The sequence below is a fragment of the Mesorhizobium sp. M8A.F.Ca.ET.202.01.1.1 genome (genome assembly GCF_004791595.1).
Lineage (GTDB): Bacteria > Pseudomonadota > Alphaproteobacteria > Rhizobiales > Rhizobiaceae > Mesorhizobium.
Window position 1 is genome coordinate 500,064 of record NZ_SRUN01000001.1, and the last position, 14,073, is coordinate 514,136.

The 14,073-nt window shown below is 62.0% G+C and carries 19 protein-coding genes; 12 read left to right on the plus strand and 7 right to left on the minus strand.

The features are described from left to right. Positions 1 to 10 precede the first annotated feature (10 nt). Positions 11 to 757 carry a histidine utilization repressor gene (gene hutC, locus EN845_RS02715; protein WP_127869668.1) on the plus strand — a complete coding sequence of 249 codons (747 nt, stop codon included), beginning with the start codon at positions 11 to 13 and terminating at the stop codon, positions 755 to 757. 260 nt (positions 758 to 1,017) lie between these two features. On the opposite strand, the gene EN845_RS02720 is transcribed toward hutC, so the two are convergent. Further along, positions 1,018 to 1,362: a RidA family protein gene (locus tag EN845_RS02720; protein WP_127281273.1), complete on the minus strand. Its 345-nt coding sequence runs from the start codon at positions 1,360 to 1,362 to the stop codon at positions 1,018 to 1,020. Positions 1,363 to 1,589: 227 nt separating this feature from the next. Between EN845_RS02720 and aztA the strand changes: the two genes are divergently transcribed. The 6 genes from aztA (at position 1,590) to EN845_RS02750 (ending at position 5,667) form a co-directional block, all read left to right on the plus strand. Continuing rightward, positions 1,590 to 2,402 (plus strand): zinc ABC transporter ATP-binding protein AztA, encoded by an 813-nt coding sequence (aztA, locus tag EN845_RS02725; RefSeq protein WP_127869669.1) that lies wholly within the window; start codon positions 1,590 to 1,592, stop codon positions 2,400 to 2,402. Beyond that, the gene (gene aztB / locus EN845_RS02730; protein WP_127279830.1) at positions 2,402 to 3,277 is read left to right on the plus strand and encodes a zinc ABC transporter permease AztB; all 876 of its coding nucleotides are present in this window, start codon (positions 2,402 to 2,404) and stop codon (positions 3,275 to 3,277) included. The genes aztA and aztB overlap by 1 nt, the downstream gene beginning before the upstream one ends. Positions 3,278 to 3,303: 26 nt before the next feature. Then, positions 3,304 to 4,245, plus strand: a complete 942-nt coding sequence (gene aztC, locus EN845_RS02735) for a zinc ABC transporter substrate-binding protein AztC (protein ID WP_127279829.1) — start codon at positions 3,304 to 3,306, stop codon at positions 4,243 to 4,245. A gap of 153 nt (positions 4,246 to 4,398) precedes the next feature. Continuing rightward, on the plus strand, positions 4,399 to 4,821 hold the full coding sequence (locus tag EN845_RS02740; protein ID WP_127279828.1) for a YeeE/YedE family protein: 423 nt from the start codon (positions 4,399 to 4,401) through the stop codon (positions 4,819 to 4,821). 2 nt (positions 4,822 to 4,823) lie between these two features. Continuing rightward, a complete protein-coding gene (locus tag EN845_RS02745) occupies positions 4,824 to 5,261 on the plus strand; it encodes a DUF6691 family protein (protein ID WP_127279827.1) in 438 nt (145 codons plus the stop codon). 67 nt (positions 5,262 to 5,328) lie between these two features. Next, positions 5,329 to 5,667 carry a TIGR01244 family sulfur transferase gene (locus EN845_RS02750; protein ID WP_127279826.1) on the plus strand — a complete coding sequence of 113 codons (339 nt, stop codon included), beginning with the start codon at positions 5,329 to 5,331 and terminating at the stop codon, positions 5,665 to 5,667. Here the strand turns inward: EN845_RS02750 and EN845_RS02755 are convergent. Further along, positions 5,664 to 6,131 carry an Lrp/AsnC family transcriptional regulator gene (locus tag EN845_RS02755; RefSeq protein ID WP_032933331.1) on the minus strand — a complete coding sequence of 156 codons (468 nt, stop codon included), beginning with the start codon at positions 6,129 to 6,131 and terminating at the stop codon, positions 5,664 to 5,666. The two genes, EN845_RS02750 and EN845_RS02755, sit on opposite strands and share 4 nt — an antisense overlap. Positions 6,132 to 6,270: 139 nt before the next feature. Between EN845_RS02755 and hppD the strand changes: the two genes are divergently transcribed. The 3 genes from hppD (at position 6,271) to EN845_RS02770 (ending at position 8,054) form a co-directional block, all read left to right on the plus strand. Next, the gene (gene hppD, locus EN845_RS02760; RefSeq protein ID WP_127869670.1) at positions 6,271 to 7,383 is read left to right on the plus strand and encodes a 4-hydroxyphenylpyruvate dioxygenase; all 1,113 of its coding nucleotides are present in this window, start codon (positions 6,271 to 6,273) and stop codon (positions 7,381 to 7,383) included. 72 nt (positions 7,384 to 7,455) lie between these two features. Continuing rightward, on the plus strand, positions 7,456 to 7,680 hold the full coding sequence (locus EN845_RS02765) for a type II toxin-antitoxin system prevent-host-death family antitoxin (protein WP_127869671.1): 225 nt from the start codon (positions 7,456 to 7,458) through the stop codon (positions 7,678 to 7,680). Beyond that, positions 7,677 to 8,054: a type II toxin-antitoxin system VapC family toxin gene (locus tag EN845_RS02770; protein WP_127281272.1), complete on the plus strand. Its 378-nt coding sequence runs from the start codon at positions 7,677 to 7,679 to the stop codon at positions 8,052 to 8,054. The genes EN845_RS02765 and EN845_RS02770 overlap by 4 nt, the downstream gene beginning before the upstream one ends. An 18-nt stretch (positions 8,055 to 8,072) precedes the next feature. On the opposite strand, the gene EN845_RS02775 is transcribed toward EN845_RS02770, so the two are convergent. From EN845_RS02775 to hmgA, 4 genes are all read right to left on the minus strand, one after another. Further along, positions 8,073 to 8,609, minus strand: coding sequence for a DinB family protein (locus tag EN845_RS02775; RefSeq protein ID WP_127869672.1), 537 nt, complete (start codon positions 8,607 to 8,609; stop codon positions 8,073 to 8,075). 22 nt (positions 8,610 to 8,631) lie between these two features. Beyond that, entirely contained in the window at positions 8,632 to 9,645 is a 1,014-nt protein-coding gene (locus tag EN845_RS02780) for a fumarylacetoacetate hydrolase family protein (protein ID WP_127869673.1), read from the minus strand. Positions 9,646 to 9,734: 89 nt separating this feature from the next. Then, positions 9,735 to 10,589: an MBL fold metallo-hydrolase gene (locus tag EN845_RS02785; RefSeq protein ID WP_167531237.1), complete on the minus strand. Its 855-nt coding sequence runs from the start codon at positions 10,587 to 10,589 to the stop codon at positions 9,735 to 9,737. Between the two features lie 11 nt (positions 10,590 to 10,600). Then, positions 10,601 to 11,914, minus strand: coding sequence for a homogentisate 1,2-dioxygenase (gene hmgA, locus EN845_RS02790; protein WP_127869675.1), 1,314 nt, complete (start codon positions 11,912 to 11,914; stop codon positions 10,601 to 10,603). A 93-nt stretch (positions 11,915 to 12,007) separates the two neighbouring features. Here hmgA and EN845_RS02795 point away from each other — a divergent pair, with 93 nt between their 5' ends. Further along, positions 12,008 to 12,457, plus strand: coding sequence for a MarR family transcriptional regulator (locus EN845_RS02795; RefSeq protein WP_127869676.1), 450 nt, complete (start codon positions 12,008 to 12,010; stop codon positions 12,455 to 12,457). 78 nt (positions 12,458 to 12,535) lie between these two features. Next, entirely contained in the window at positions 12,536 to 12,994 is a 459-nt protein-coding gene (locus EN845_RS02800) for a hypothetical protein (protein WP_127869677.1), read from the plus strand. 8 nt (positions 12,995 to 13,002) lie between these two features. On the opposite strand, the gene tdh is transcribed toward EN845_RS02800, so the two are convergent. Next, positions 13,003 to 14,037: an L-threonine 3-dehydrogenase gene (tdh, locus tag EN845_RS02805; RefSeq protein ID WP_127869678.1), complete on the minus strand. Its 1,035-nt coding sequence runs from the start codon at positions 14,035 to 14,037 to the stop codon at positions 13,003 to 13,005. Between the last annotated feature and the right edge of the window lie 36 nt (positions 14,038 to 14,073).

The window sequence follows — 14,073 nt, forward strand, 5'->3', positions numbered from 1 at the left end:
AGGCAAGCCGATGAGCCTTGTCGTGACAGAGGATATCGAGAGCGGCGAGAACATCTCGCTGCATCAGCGCATCCTGTCGGACATCAGGGAGAAGATCCTGTCGGGCGCATGGCCGCCAGGCCATCGCATTCCGTTCGAGCATGAACTGACCGCCGAGTATGATTGCTCACGCATGACGGTGAACAAGGCGCTGTCGCAACTCGCCAAGGCAGGGCTGATCGAGCGGCGCCGCCGCTCGGGCAGTTTCGTGCGCCAGCCGCAATCGCAAGCGGCGGTGCTGGAACTGCACGACATCAGGATCGAGGTCGAGGCGCTGGGCCTTCCCTATCGCTACGAGCGGCTGGAACGCGTGCAGCGGCGCAGCAATGCCGGAGACAGGGCGCTGCTTGGGCTCTCGGCCGCCGGCTCGGTCCTGGGGCTTGAAGGGCTGCATTTTGCCGGCGAACGGCCTTTCGCTCTCGAGCAGCGGCTGATCAACCTGTCAGCGGTGGCCGAGGCAGCGGACGAGGCGTTCCTCGAAATCGCGGCGGGGCCGTGGCTGATCGGCCGCGTGCCCTGGAGCGAAGCCGAGCACCGCATCCGCGCCATGGCCGCCGACGATACGATCGCCGATTCACTCGACATCGATACCGGCGCGCCGTGCCTGGTGGTCGAGCGGCGAACATGGAGCGCCGAGCATCCAGTGACGCATGTGCGCTTCATCTATCCGGCGGAAAGCCACACGCTGGTGGCAAGGTTCACGCCGTCGCAGGGGTGAGTGCGCCCTCGCTTTCGTCATCCTAGGGCGAAGCAAGGAGCGAAGTGACGCGCGCAGACCCTAGGATCCATGCCGTGACGCTAAAGCTTTGCAATGTTTACAGAATTCTGCACCGCCGCGTTCCTCGACAAAGGTCACGGCATGGATCCTCGGGTCAAGCCCGAGGATGACGAACATCGGTGGGCTGGAGGGACAGCGCCCCCCTCTGCCTTGCCAGGCATCTCCCCCACGAGGGGGAGATCGGCAGCTGCACTGTCGGCTTAAATCGCAGCCGTAATAATGATCTCGACCAGATATTCGGGGCCGGCAAGCTTTGCCTCGCCGGTGGCGCGGGCGGGCGTGTGGCCCTGCGGTACCCACTTGTCCCATTCGGAATTCATCTCGGCGAAGGTGCCCATGTCGGCCAGCCAGATGATCGCCTGGACGATCTTGGTCTTGTCGGTGCCGGCCTTGGCCAACAACCCATCGATGGTCGCAAGGATGTCGCGGGTCTGCGAGGCGACGTTGCCGCCGGGTTCGCCGACCTGGCCGGCCAGATAGACTGTGTTGCCGTGGATGACGATCTGGCTCATGCGCGGGCCAACATCGATGCGACGAATGCTCATTGCGAGGTTCCTTCCGTTGTGGTCGCGCCTCTTTAGAGTCGCCGTCCGCTTCGAGCAAGGCCGCCTGAACCGAAACCGTTTGAGCCAATCGCTCCATCCAGGGCCAGGCGCGTACACGGCGAGTTGACCACCGCGTCGCAATTCCGCCGGATTGGCTTGTTGACTAATGTAATAACATCACATATCCAAGCCGCCTGCCTGCAGCCGCGTTTGGCCAACGGAACGATATGACCCAGACCTGCCTGACATTCCGTGACCTGACGCTGGGCTACAACAGCCACCCGGCGATCCACCATCTCAATGGCGCGATCCGCAAGGGTTCGCTGACGGCCGTGGTCGGCGCCAATGGTTCCGGCAAGTCGACGCTGATGAAAGGTATCGTTGGGGTGTTGAAGCCGATGGCCGGCGAGGTTATCCGCGCGCCGGGCGTGCGGGCGGCCTACCTGCCGCAGCAATCGGAGCTTGATCGCTCCTTTCCCGCCCGCGTCGTCGACCTGGTCTCGCTCGGCCTGTGGCCGAAGCGCGGCATGCTTGGCCGCTACACCCAGGAAGATCGCGAGGCCGTCAGCCAGGCTTTGATGGCCGTCGGCCTCGGCGGCTTCGAGAAGCGGCCAATCGACACGCTGTCGGGCGGCCAGTTGCAGCGCACGCTGTTTGCCCGCGTGCTGTTGCAGGATGCCGACCTGATCCTGCTCGACGAGCCCTTCAATGCGGTCGACGCCAAGACGGTCGGTGACCTCATTGCCCTGATCAAGCGCTGGCACGGCGAAGAGCGCACCATCATGGTGGTGGTCCATGATCTGGATCTTGTGCGCCAGAATTTTCCCGAAACACTGCTGCTTGCCCGCCAGCCGGTAGCCTGGGGCGAGACCCGGGAGACGCTGAAGCCGGAGAACCTGTTGCGCGCGCGCCGCTTCCACGAAGCCTGGGAAGAGAACGCGCCCTGGTGCGAGCCTGACGAGCACGCTCATGATCATGATCATCATCATGACGGCCACGATCACGACCATCACCATGGCGCCGGACCGAGGGCTGCCTGATGGACGCGCTCTACGGCCTTTTTATCTCGCCATTCGCCGATTTCGGTTTCATGCAGCGGGCGCTTTTCGGCTCGCTGATGCTGTCGCTCGGCGCCTGCCCGATCGGCGTCTTCCTGATGCTGCGGCGCATGAGCCTGTCGGGCGACGCGATGGCGCACGCCATCCTGCCGGGGGCGGCCGCCGGCTTCCTGTTCTACGGCCTCGAAATCCTGCCGATGACCATTGGCGGCCTGATCGCCGGCATCATCGTGGCGCTCGGCGCCGGCGCCGTCTCGCGCTTCACCATTCAGCGCGAGGACGCCTCGATGGCGGCCTTCTACCTGATTTCGCTCGCCATCGGCGTGCTGATGGTGTCGATCCGCGGCTCCAGCGTCGACCTCATGCATGTGCTGTTCGGCACGGTGCTGGCACTCAACAACGAGGCATTGACGCTGATCGGCGGCATCGTCGCGGTGACGCTGGTCAGCCTTGCCGTCTTCTGGCGGGCGCTGGTCGCGGAATGCCTGGACCCGCTGTTCCTGCGTTCGGTCAGCCGCATGGGCAGCCCGGTGCATTTCATTTTCCTCGGTCTCGTCGTCCTCAACCTCGTCGGCGGTTTCCAGGCGCTCGGTACCTTACTTTCAGTCGGATTGATGATGCTGCCGGCGGCAGCGGCGCGCTTCTGGACGGCGCGCGTCGAGCCGATGTGCGCGCTGGCCGTGCTGATCGGCTTTGCCTCCTGCATTGCCGGGCTGCTCCTGTCCTATCATGCGTCGTTGCCGTCAGGCCCGGCCATCATCCTGTCGGCCGGCGTCGTCTATTTCGCCTCTATCCTGTTTGGCACGCGCGGCATTCTGCGCGCCCGCATCGTCCATCACCGTCACAGAACGGCCTGATCCCCCGCCCCAAAGGAGACCCAACCATGCTGAAATCACTCTGCGCCGCCCTGGCGATGAGCGTTATAACATTAACAGCCTTTGGAGCTTCATCGGCCTTCGCCGAGCCGCTGAAAGTGGTCGCCAGCTTCACGGTCATAGCGGATTTCGCCAAAAATGTCGGCGGCGACCGCGTCGACATCACCACCATTGTCGGGCCGGACGGCGATGCCCATGTCTATGAGCCGAGCCCCGCCGACGCGGTGGCAATGGCCAAGGCCGACATCGTTCTGGTCAACGGCCTGCATTTCGAAGGTTTCCTGCAGCGGCTGGTCGATGCCAGCGCCACCAAGGCTTCGATCATCACCTTGACCAAGGGCGTGACGCCGATCGACTTCAAGCCTGAGTTCGCCGACGCCGACGCGGCGGAGGGTGCCGGCACCGGCGACGGCAAGACCGTCACCGATCCGCACGCCTTCCAGTCGATCGCCAATGCCAGGATCTATGTGAAGAACATCGCCGAAGCCTTCTGCGCGGCCGACAGCGACGGCTGCGTCTCCTACCAGACCAACGCCGCCGCCTACACCAAGAAGCTCGATGCGCTGGAAGGCGAAGTGAAGGCGGCGATCCAGTCGATCCCCGAGGCAAAGCGCGTCGTCATCACCTCGCATGACGCCTTCGGCTATTTCGAGCATGAATACGGCCTGACTTTCCTTGCCCCGCAAGGCATCTCGACCGATTCCGAGCCGTCGGCCGCCGATGTCGCCAAACTGGTCGAGCAGGTGAAGCAGGACAAGGCGTCGGCGATCTTCGTCGAGAACATCACCAATCCGCGCCTGATCGAACAGATCGCCAGCGAGACCGGCATCAAGGTGGGCGGCACGCTCTATTCGGATGCGCTGTCGCAGCCCGATGGCCCCGGCTCGACCTACATCGACATGATGCACAACAACATCCGCCAGATCAAAGGCGCCATTCTCGGCAGCTGAGAAGAGCGTTCTCGAAAGGCGGAGCCAGTCTCCGCCTTTTTTCATTCCCCTCTGGGCAATCCGAGTCAGAATCTTCGCTGGCAACGTCCATCTGCGCTATGATGTCGATCCGCGCGGGACGCGCATGAAGCGCAGATTGAGGCCGGCACTGCCATGACAGATTTCACGCCCTTCCAGTCGCTGCTCGGCGGTGCCCTCATCGGCCTGTCGGCGGTGCTCCTGATGGCGTTGCATGGACGGATTGCCGGGATGACCGGTATCCTAACAGGGGTCATTCCGCCGCTTGCCCCGGATTGGGGCTGGCGAGCCGCGTTTCTCATTGGCGCAGTCGTGGCGCCGCTCCTCTATCGGACTGTTGGCGGACATATTGCCTTCAGCGTGCCGCTGCCAACGCTGTCCCTCGTTGTCGGTGGCTTCGTGGTCGGCATCGGCGTGCATTTCGGCGGTGGCTGTCCGAGCGGGCATGGCATTTGCGGCATTGCGCGCCTGTCGCCACGCTCGATGGCCGCCGTCGCGACCTTCATGGTCACCGCATTAATCACCGTCTTCATCATCCGCCACGTCGTCGGGGGCTAACCATGAACAGGCTCGTTTCGGCATTCCTGATCGGCGGGATTTTCGGCCTCGGCATCGCTGTTTCCGGTATGATAAATCCGGCCAAGGTGCTGAATTTCTTCGACATTGCTGGCACCTGGGACCCCAGCCTGATCTTCGTCATGGGCGGCGGCTTGGCTGTCGCCTTTATCGGTTACCGACTGGTGTTCGGCCGGTACAAGGCCCCGGTGTTCGAAACCGAGTTTGCGCTGCCGACGAAGCGCGTTATCGATCTGGAATTGGTTGGCGGCGCCGCCGTGTTCGGTATCGGATGGGGCATTGCCGGCTTCTGTCCGGGCGGCGCCATTCCGGCGCTGGGCCTCGGCTATTCACAGACGCCGATCTTCGTCGCTTCGGTGATCGCAGGCATCGTCGTGGCGCGTTTTGCCCGGGCGCGCATCGCTCAGCCGGCCACGGCATAGGAATTGGTTGCCGGCCACGTCAGGGAGTGGCAAAACTCCTGCCAAATCAGATCGCGAGGACATCGTCATGGAATACCGCGAAATCAGCGAGGACTATTCGGTCTCTGGCCAGATCCAGGCCGAAGATGTCGCCGCCATCAAGGCCGCCGGCTTCAAGAGCGTCATCTGCAACCGGCCGGACGACGAACAGCCCGGCCAGCCTTCGGCCAAAAGCATCGGCTCGGCGGTCGAAGCCGCCGGCCTCGCCTTCCGTTACATCCCCGTGATCAGCGGCCAGATCACAGCCGAGAATGTCGAGGACCAGGCCGAGGCGCTGGATGAGCTCGAGGGCCCGGTGTTCGCCTATTGCCGCTCCGGCGCCCGATGCACCAATCTGTATGGGCTGATCCAGCAGTCGAAGGGTTAGATCGGCAGCGCGCCGGTCTCCTTCAGCGTCTCCAGCACGATCGCCGTCTTCACATGCTGCACGGATTCATGCGGCAGGAGCACGCCGTTGACGAACTCGGACAATGATTTGAGGTCGGGCGTCACCACCTTCAGGATATAATCCATCTCGCCGGTCAGCGCATGCGCCTCCTGCACTTCCGGCAATCGCGCCACCAATTCGCCGAAGCGTCGCGCGTTGTCACGGTTGTGGGTGGCCAAGGTCACCGAGATGACGTTGACCAGTGAGAAGCCGAGCTTGTCGCGGTCGAGTACGGCGCGATAGCCCTTGATATAGCCATCCTCCTCCAGCCGCTGGCGGCGGCGCGAGCATTGCGACGCCGACAGGTTCACCCTTTCGGAAAGGTCGTTATTGGTGAGCCGGGCATCGCCCTGCAAAAGAGCCATTATCTTGCGGTCAAACTGATCGATGCGCGTCTCATCCATGGTTTTTTCTCTAATCATGCATGCTTCACGCATGACATCATCATTTCAAGCGTTTGAATGCAAGCACCATGCACAGGCTCCACGCTATCATGGTTTCAAATGGCCCTTTCAGGCCAAACGAGATTTTCGGAGGAATATCATGGGTCCCTTCCCGCACGACGCCCCGCCCGCCACGATCAGCAGGGACAACCCTGCCGGCACCGATGGGTTCGAGTTCGTCGAATTCGCGCATCCCGAGCCGCAGAAGCTGGCCGAGCTCTTCACTCGCATGGGCTATGTGGCGGTGGCCAGGCATCGCACCAAGGACATCACCGTCTGGCGGCAGGGCGACATCAACTATGTCGTCAATGCCGAGCCCGGCTCGCACGCGATGAAGTTCGCCGACAAGCATGGCCCTTGTGCTGCCTCGATGGCCTGGCGGGTGGTCGATGCCAAACATGCTTTCGAGCATGCCGTCTCCAAGGGCGCCACGCCTTATGAAGGCGACGACAAGGCGCTCGACGTGCCTGCCATTGTCGGCATCGGCGGCTCGTTGCTTTATTTCATCGACAGCTACGGCAAGAAAGGCTCGGCCTATGACGCCGAGTTCGAATGGCTCGGCGCGCGCGACCCGCGGCCGCAAGGCGTCGGCTTCTATTTCCTCGACCACCTGACCCACAATGTCTATCGCGGCCAGATGGACAAGTGGTGGGACTTTTATCGCAATCTGTTCGGCTTCAAGCAGATCCATTTCTTCGACATCGACGGCAAGATCACCGGCCTGGTCAGCCGCGCCATCACCTCGCCATGCGGCAAGATCCGCATTCCGCTCAACGAATCCAAGGACGAGACCAGCCAGATCGCCGAATACCTGAAGAAGTACAATGGCGAAGGCATCCAGCACATCGCGGTTGGCACGGACGAGATCTACGCCGCCACCGACAAGCTCGCCGAGAACGGGCTGAAGTTCATGCCCGGTCCGCCCGAGACCTATTACGACATGTCGTATGACCGCGTGAACGGCCATGGCGAGCCGATCGAGCGGATGAACAAGCACGGCATCCTGATCGACGGCGAAGGCGTGGTCGATGGCGGCATGACCAAGATCCTTCTGCAGATCTTTTCGACGACCGTGATCGGGCCCATCTTCTTCGAGTTCATCCAGCGCAAGGGCGACGAAGGCTTTGGCGAGGGCAATTTCCGCGCTTTGTTCGAGTCGATCGAGCAGGATCAAATCAAGCGCGGCGTGATCAAGGTACAGGCGGCGGAATAGGCCGGTCTAACACAGGAACACTTGCCGCTCGGTCGATTATGACCTAAATTCTAGTCATAAAGGATCGAGCACATGAATGTTTCCATCGCCGAAGCCAAGGCCAAACTGTCGGAACTTGTCAGCCGCGCGGAAGCAGGTGAGGAGATCGTTCTTACGCGCCACGGCAAGGTGGCGGCGCGCATTGTACCTCCGGCGGTGGCCGAACCTCTGCCGCGTATCGGCGCTTTGAAGGGCAAGATCTGGATTGCGGATGATTTTGACGAACTCGGTCCTGAATGGGACGAGTTCGTAAAATGACGGTCGGCCCCTTCCTCGCCGACACACATATCATCCTCTGGTCAATTTCGGACGACCGACGTCTCAGCGAGCATCACCGCGGCATCCTGGTTTCGGAAGCGGTGGTGTTCGTGAGCGCGGCGAGCGTTTGGGAAATTGCCATCAAACGTTCGATCGGAAAGCTCAACGCGCCGGACGATCTGCCGGCGCTGCTTCCAAGGATGCGATTTCAGCCGCTCACCGTAACCTTACAGCACGCGAACGCCGTTGGTGGCCTACCTCGCCACCATGGTGATCCGTTCGACAGACTGCTGATTGCGCAGGCGCAAGTGGAAAATCTGACCATCCTCACATCCGACCCGCATTTCGCCCATTATGATGTGGCTGTGACATGACTAGCGAAGGACCTGGTCTCACAACCGAAGCCTCTCAACCTCGTCCCGCCTAACCCTGACATCATAATCGAGCAGGAACTCGTCGAGTTGCGGCGGCGCGACGGAGGTGCCGGACAGCATGGCGTGGACCTGGCCGCGATGGTGGATGTCGTGCAGGAAGACGTGCGCCAGGATATTGCCGATCTTTTCCGGGATCATGCCGTCCTCGCGCCGGTCGGTGATGACGCGGCGATCTAGATCGCTCTCCGACAAGCCATCGCAGAAGGCAATCAGCCGCCGGTCGGCCGCGACCTGCGCGGCAAAAAGCTCCTGTGGTTCGTCGAAAGGCACGAAGTCATCATGGGCAGCGGCACCGACACCGCCCTCTTCGAGAAAGTCCAGATAGAGATAATCGACCGCAAGCACATGGTTGAGCGTGGCCTTGACCGACGGGAAAAAGCTGGTGCGCTCAGCCTCGAACTCGCCGGGCTTCAGAGCAAGCACTGCGCGATAGAGCCGGTCGTTCGACCAGAGATTGTTGCCCGCCATGCGGCGCAGATGATCCAGAAGATTCATCGCTGAAAATCTGTCCTAGCCTCTATCTCTGGTAGTTCTCGACCTTCTGCTCGATGGCACCGAAGATCGAATGTCCGGCCTTGTCCTTCATCTCGATGCGTACCGTGTCGCCGAAGCGCAGGAACGGCGTCTTTGGTTCGCCGCTCGCGAGGGTCTCGATCATGCGCAGTTCGGCGATGCAGGAATAGCCGGCGCCGCCGGCCGACACAGGCTTGCCCGGGCCGCCGTCGAGCTTGTTGGACACCGTACCCGAGCCGATGATGGTGCCTGATACCAGCGGCCTTGTGCGGGCGGCGTGAGCGATCAGTGCCGGGAAGTCAAAGGTCATGTCGACACCGGCATTGGCGCGGCCGAACGGCTTGCCGTTGATGTCGGCGAGCAGCGGCAGGCTGACCTTGCCGCCATCCCAGGCGTCGCCCAGTTCGTCCGGCGTCACCGCGACCGGCGAAAAGGCCGAGGACGGTTTCGACTGGAAGAAGCCAAAACCCTTGGCGAGTTCCGGGCCGGTCAGCGCGCGCAGCGTGACATCGTTGACCAGCATGACCAGCCGGATCGCGGCGCGCGCTTCATCGAGGCTGGCGCCCATCGGCACATCGTCGACGATGACGGCAATTTCGGCCTCCATGTCGATGCCGAAGGCTTCGTCGGCCATGCGGATCGGATCGCGCGGCGCAACAAAGGAGTCCGAGCCGCCCTGATAGATCAGCGGATCGGTCCAGAAGCTTGCCGGCATCTCGACGCCGCGCGCTTTGCGCACCAGTTCGACATGGTTCACATAGGCGGAGCCGTCGGCCCATTGATAGGCGCGTGGCAGCGGCGAATGCGCGTCGTGCTCGTGGAAGCGAGCCGCCGGCATCGCACTGTTCTCCAGCGATTCGGCGATTGTCGCAAGATGCGGCGAGATCCTGCGCCAGTCGTCGAGTGCCGCCTGCAGCGTGCGCGCCAGGAACGAGGCGTCTGTGTACTGTGTCAGGTCGCGCGAAACGACAACGAGTTTTCCATCGCGCGTCCCATCCTTCAGTGTGGCAAGCTTCATGCGGTTCCCTCTCCTGAGGCGGCCTTGGCGCCGCTTTGGCTTTTCTTACGCATGATCTTTTTCCGAAAACCGGTTTCCACTTTTCGGGATCATGCTAGCTCCACAACAAGGCCGTCGCGAGCGATCGTCAAGTCGCCGGCCCATGTTTTCCTGACGGCAGCAGTCCAATCGGTCTCGCCAATCTGGGGGTCGTCGGCCGGAATGAGGTGGTTGAGCACCAGTCTCTTCACGCCGCCATCGCTGGCGATGCGGCCTGCCTCTTCGGCAAAGCTGTGGCTGGCGAGCAGGTGTTCCCTGAGCCGCGCGCCATTGCCGGTCCTGGCAACCAGCCGCTCGATCCCCTCCTCCAGCATGGCTTCGTGGACGAGGATATCAGCGCCTTCGGCGAAATCGGCGAGCGGTGGGAAGAAGGCTGTATCGGCCGAAAACACCACGCTCTTGCCGCCATGCTCGAAGCGCAGCGCAAAGCAGTCGGTAACCGGCGGATGGTCGACGCGCAGCGCCGTCACCTTCAGGCCGCGCTGCTCGACCACATGGCCTTCGCCGAATTCTTCGACAGAAACCAGCTCGCGAATATCAGGCCGGCCCTCGTCGACGATGCGGATCTCGATGTCGAATTCCATCGCCTGACAAAAGCGCCGCCAGTAATGGCCGGTGCCGGGCGGGCCGAACACGCTGACCGGCGTCGCCAATCCGGCCGTCCAGGCGGTGTGGATCAGCGGACCCAGTTCCAGCACATGGTCGGAATGCAGATGCGTGATGAAGATCAGGTCGAGCGCCTTCAGGCTGACACCGGCATCGACAAGGCCGCGCGTGACGCCGAGCCCGCAATCGACGACGATGGCCCGCCCGCCGATCTCGAGCAGCGACGAACTCGGCCACGGCCCGCCCGGTCGTAGCGCAGGGCCGCCTTTGGAGCCCAACAGCACCAGCCGGTCCGGCATTGAATTGCCGCTCAAGACCAGTCGCCCTCGGGCGTGCCGTTGAAGCGCTTCTTCAGGTCGGCCCAGCAGTCGATATAATTGTCCTGCCGGGTTTCCAGTTCGGCACCGTATCGGGTCAGCATCTGCGGATAGCGGGTCTCGAACATGAAGGCCATGGTGTTGTCGAGCTTGACCGGTCTCAGGTCCGCGCGCGAGGCCTTTTCGAAGCCAGGCGCATCCGGGCCGTGGGCCAGCATCAGATTGTGCAGGCTGATGCCGCCGGGAACGAAGCCTTCCTCCTTGGCATCGTACTGGCCGTGGATCAGACCCATGAACTCGCTCATGATGTTGCGGTGATACCAGGGCGGCCGAAACGTATCTTCCGCCACCAGCCAGCGCGGCGGGAAGATGACGAAATCGATATTGGCCGTGCCCTCCTCGCCGCTCGGCGCGGTCAGCACGGTGAAGATCGATGGATCGGGATGGTCGAACAGCAGCGCGCCGACCGGCGAAAACGTCGCCAGATCATATTTGTAGGGGGCGTAGTTGCCGTGCCAAGCCACCACGTCGAGCGGCGAATGGCCGATCTCGGTGACATGGAAATTGCCGCACCATTTCACGATCAGCCGGCACGGCGTCTCCTTCTCCTCGAACCAGGCGCAGGGCGTCTTGAAGTCGCGTGGGTTGGCCAGGCAATTGGCACCGATGGGGCCGCGGTTAGGCAGTGTCAGCTTGGCGCCGTAATTCTCGCAGACATAGCCGCGCACTTCGGTGTCGGCCAGTTCGACCTTGAAGACGAGGCCACGTGGCAGCACGGCGATCTCGCCGGGTCGAAGCTCGATGACGCCCATCTCGGTGACCAGCCGCAAGCTGCCCACCTGCGGGACGACCAGCAATTCGCCGTCGGCATTGAAGAAATGATCATCGACCATCGAGCGATTGGCGACATAGACATGGGCGGCCATGCCGGTCTGCCCGAGCACGTCACCGGCCGTGGTGATGCTGCGCATGCCCTGGATGAAATCGGTCGGCTCCTTCGGCATCGGCACCGGATTCCAGCGGTACTGGCCAAGCGCCAGTTCGTGGTCGCCGACATTGGGGGCAGTCTTCCACAGCGGGTAGCCGGCTGCCTTGAAGCGGCCGGTGTGCTTGACACTTGGCCGGATGCGATAGAGCCAGGAACGCTCATTGGTGCCGCGCGGCGCGGTGAAGGGCGAGCCGGAAAGCTGCTCGGCATAGAGGCCGTAGGCCGGCCGCTGCGGCGAGTTTCGCCCCTGCGGCAGCGAACCGGGCAATGTCTCGGTCTCAAAATCGTTGCCGAAGCCCGGCATATAGGAAAAGGCCATCGCTTCCTCCCGGATTGACCAAACTGGTTTCATTTGTAACCATCGAAAATGTAACTATCAATGGCGACGCGAGACATATGCGAGCGCTGAAACATGACGAGCAAAGCGACCGATCCCGAGATCCTGGAGCTGGAAAGTTTCCTGCCTTACCGGCTCTACCGGCTTGCGGATGCGGTCAGCCGGGAATTCTCGAAAATCTACAGCGACCGCCTGGGGCTGACCCGACCGGAATGGCGCACGCTGTCGGGCTTGGGACAACGCGGCACGATGACCGCGACGGCGCTTGGCGAGCAATCAGCCATGCACAAGACCAAAGTCTCGCGTGCCGTCGCGGAACTCGAACGGCGGCGCTGGCTGACCCGCGCGCCGGATGAGAGCGACCGGCGCGTCGAGCATCTGACGCTGACCAAAGCGGGCCTTGCCGCATATCGCGAAATGGTGCCGTTGGCGAAGGCGTTCGAGTCACAGTTGCTAGCGCGGCTCGATTTATCGGACCGCTCCCTAATTCTCGCAGCTATCGCGAAACTCGAAGCGCAATTCTGAAATAGCGGGCAAGACCATTTTCATTTTCGCTATACGGTCATAAAGTCGAGGTATTTCTTTCCGCTTGGAGAGGTCGTGATGGACCACCTTGATTGGAAGACATTTGTCCCTTGGGCGATTAGCATCGCGACCGTTTTGCTCGGTATCTGGCAATATTCTGACAAACAGGCCCAGGCAAATCGCGAGCCGTTCCTTAAAGAGCAGACCAGGCTGTTGTTTGAAGCCAGTGAAACCGTTTCAACCCTAGCGAATACCACAGATCCGGCTGTCTGGAAGAACGCTCGTTCACGCTTCTGGACTCTCTACTGGGGTCCGTTGAGTTTGGTCGAAGATGTTCGTGTCGAGAATTGCATGGTAAAGTTGGGGGAGATCATACCGCCGACGAAGCAGGCTGAAATCCCTGCCCTGCCTTTCGACGACCTTCGGACCGCATCTTACGAATTGGCCCATATCGCCCGCAATCTCATGATCAAGAGTTGGGATGCCAAGCTTGATATGAAGGTCACAAACTCATTCAGCATTTGCAAAGATGGGTAGGCGGCCGCCTACCAATCCATCACCACCTTGCCCGAACTGCCGCTGCGCATCGCGTCGAAACCCGACTGGAAATCATCGATACCGATGCGATGCGTGATCAGCCCGGTCACATCGAGCGGGCCTTGCACCAGCGCGATCATCTTGTACCAGGTCTCGAACATCTCGCGTCCATAGATGCCCTTCAGATGCAGCATCTTGAAGATGACCTTGTTCCAGTCGATCTCGAAGCCGGTCGGCGCGATGCCGAGGATGGCGATCTTGCCGCCATTGTTCATGGTGTCGATCATGTCGCGGAAGGCGGGCGCGGCGCCCGACATTTCCAGCCCGACGTCGAACCCCTCGGTCATGCCGAGCGCCGGCATGACGTCGCGCAGTTTTTCCTTCGAGGCGTCGACGACGTGCTGGACGCCGAGCTTCTTCGCCAGCGCCAGCCGCACCGGGTTGATGTCGGTGATGACGACCTTGCGTGCGCCGACGCACTGCGCCACCAACGCCCCCATGATGCCGATCGGCCCCGCGCCGGTGACCAGCACATCCTCGCCTACCAGGTCGAAGGACAATGCGGTGTGGACGGCATTGCCAAGGGGATCGAAGATGGCCGCGATCTCGTCCGGCACGTCGTCGGGGATCGGCACGACATTGTGCTGCGGAATGGCCAGATATTCGCCAAAGGCACCCGGACGGTTGACGCCGACGCCGAGCGTGTTGCGGCACAGATGCCCTCGCCCAGCGCGGCAGTTGCGGCAATGGCCGCAGACGATGTGGCCTTCGCCCGAGACGCGCTGGCCGACCTTGTATTCGGTGACCGCGGCGCCGAAATCGGCGACGGTGCCGACGAACTCATGGCCGGTCACCATCGGCACCGGCACCGTCTTCTGCGCCCACTGGTCCCAATTGTAGATGTGGACGTCGGTGCCGCAGATCGCCGTTTTCTTGACCTTGATCAGCACGTCGTTGGGGCCGATTTCCGGCACCGGCACCTCTTCCATCCAGATGCCCGGCTCGGCCTTGGCCTTCACCAGCGCCTTCATCATGTTCGACATTCTTTTGTCCCTTGAATCTCTTGATCCGGAATCGCT

Bases quoted from the DNA above. Each gene is read 5' to 3' on its own strand.
- hutC (WP_127869668.1), top strand. From the start codon at position 11: ATGAGCCTTGTCGTGACAGAGGATATCGAGAGCGGCGAGAACATCTCG.
- EN845_RS02720 (WP_127281273.1), bottom strand. From the start codon at position 1,362: ATGAGCATTCGTCGCATCGATGTTGGCCCGCGCATGAGCCAGATCGTC.
- aztA (WP_127869669.1), top strand. From the start codon at position 1,590: ATGACCCAGACCTGCCTGACATTCCGTGACCTGACGCTGGGCTACAAC.
- aztB (WP_127279830.1), top strand. From the start codon at position 2,402: ATGGACGCGCTCTACGGCCTTTTTATCTCGCCATTCGCCGATTTCGGT.
- aztC (WP_127279829.1), top strand. From the start codon at position 3,304: ATGCTGAAATCACTCTGCGCCGCCCTGGCGATGAGCGTTATAACATTA.
- EN845_RS02740 (WP_127279828.1), top strand. From the start codon at position 4,399: ATGACAGATTTCACGCCCTTCCAGTCGCTGCTCGGCGGTGCCCTCATC.
- EN845_RS02745 (WP_127279827.1), top strand. From the start codon at position 4,824: ATGAACAGGCTCGTTTCGGCATTCCTGATCGGCGGGATTTTCGGCCTC.
- EN845_RS02750 (WP_127279826.1), top strand. From the start codon at position 5,329: ATGGAATACCGCGAAATCAGCGAGGACTATTCGGTCTCTGGCCAGATC.
- EN845_RS02755 (WP_032933331.1), bottom strand. From the start codon at position 6,131: ATGGATGAGACGCGCATCGATCAGTTTGACCGCAAGATAATGGCTCTT.
- hppD (WP_127869670.1), top strand. From the start codon at position 6,271: ATGGGTCCCTTCCCGCACGACGCCCCGCCCGCCACGATCAGCAGGGAC.
- EN845_RS02765 (WP_127869671.1), top strand. From the start codon at position 7,456: ATGAATGTTTCCATCGCCGAAGCCAAGGCCAAACTGTCGGAACTTGTC.
- EN845_RS02770 (WP_127281272.1), top strand. From the start codon at position 7,677: ATGACGGTCGGCCCCTTCCTCGCCGACACACATATCATCCTCTGGTCA.
- EN845_RS02775 (WP_127869672.1), bottom strand. From the start codon at position 8,609: ATGAATCTTCTGGATCATCTGCGCCGCATGGCGGGCAACAATCTCTGG.
- EN845_RS02780 (WP_127869673.1), bottom strand. From the start codon at position 9,645: ATGAAGCTTGCCACACTGAAGGATGGGACGCGCGATGGAAAACTCGTT.
- EN845_RS02785 (WP_167531237.1), bottom strand. From the start codon at position 10,589: ATGCCGGACCGGCTGGTGCTGTTGGGCTCCAAAGGCGGCCCTGCGCTA.
- hmgA (WP_127869675.1), bottom strand. From the start codon at position 11,914: ATGGCCTTTTCCTATATGCCGGGCTTCGGCAACGATTTTGAGACCGAG.
- EN845_RS02795 (WP_127869676.1), top strand. From the start codon at position 12,008: ATGACGAGCAAAGCGACCGATCCCGAGATCCTGGAGCTGGAAAGTTTC.
- EN845_RS02800 (WP_127869677.1), top strand. From the start codon at position 12,536: ATGGACCACCTTGATTGGAAGACATTTGTCCCTTGGGCGATTAGCATC.
- tdh (WP_127869678.1), bottom strand. From the start codon at position 14,037: ATGTCGAACATGATGAAGGCGCTGGTGAAGGCCAAGGCCGAGCCGGGC.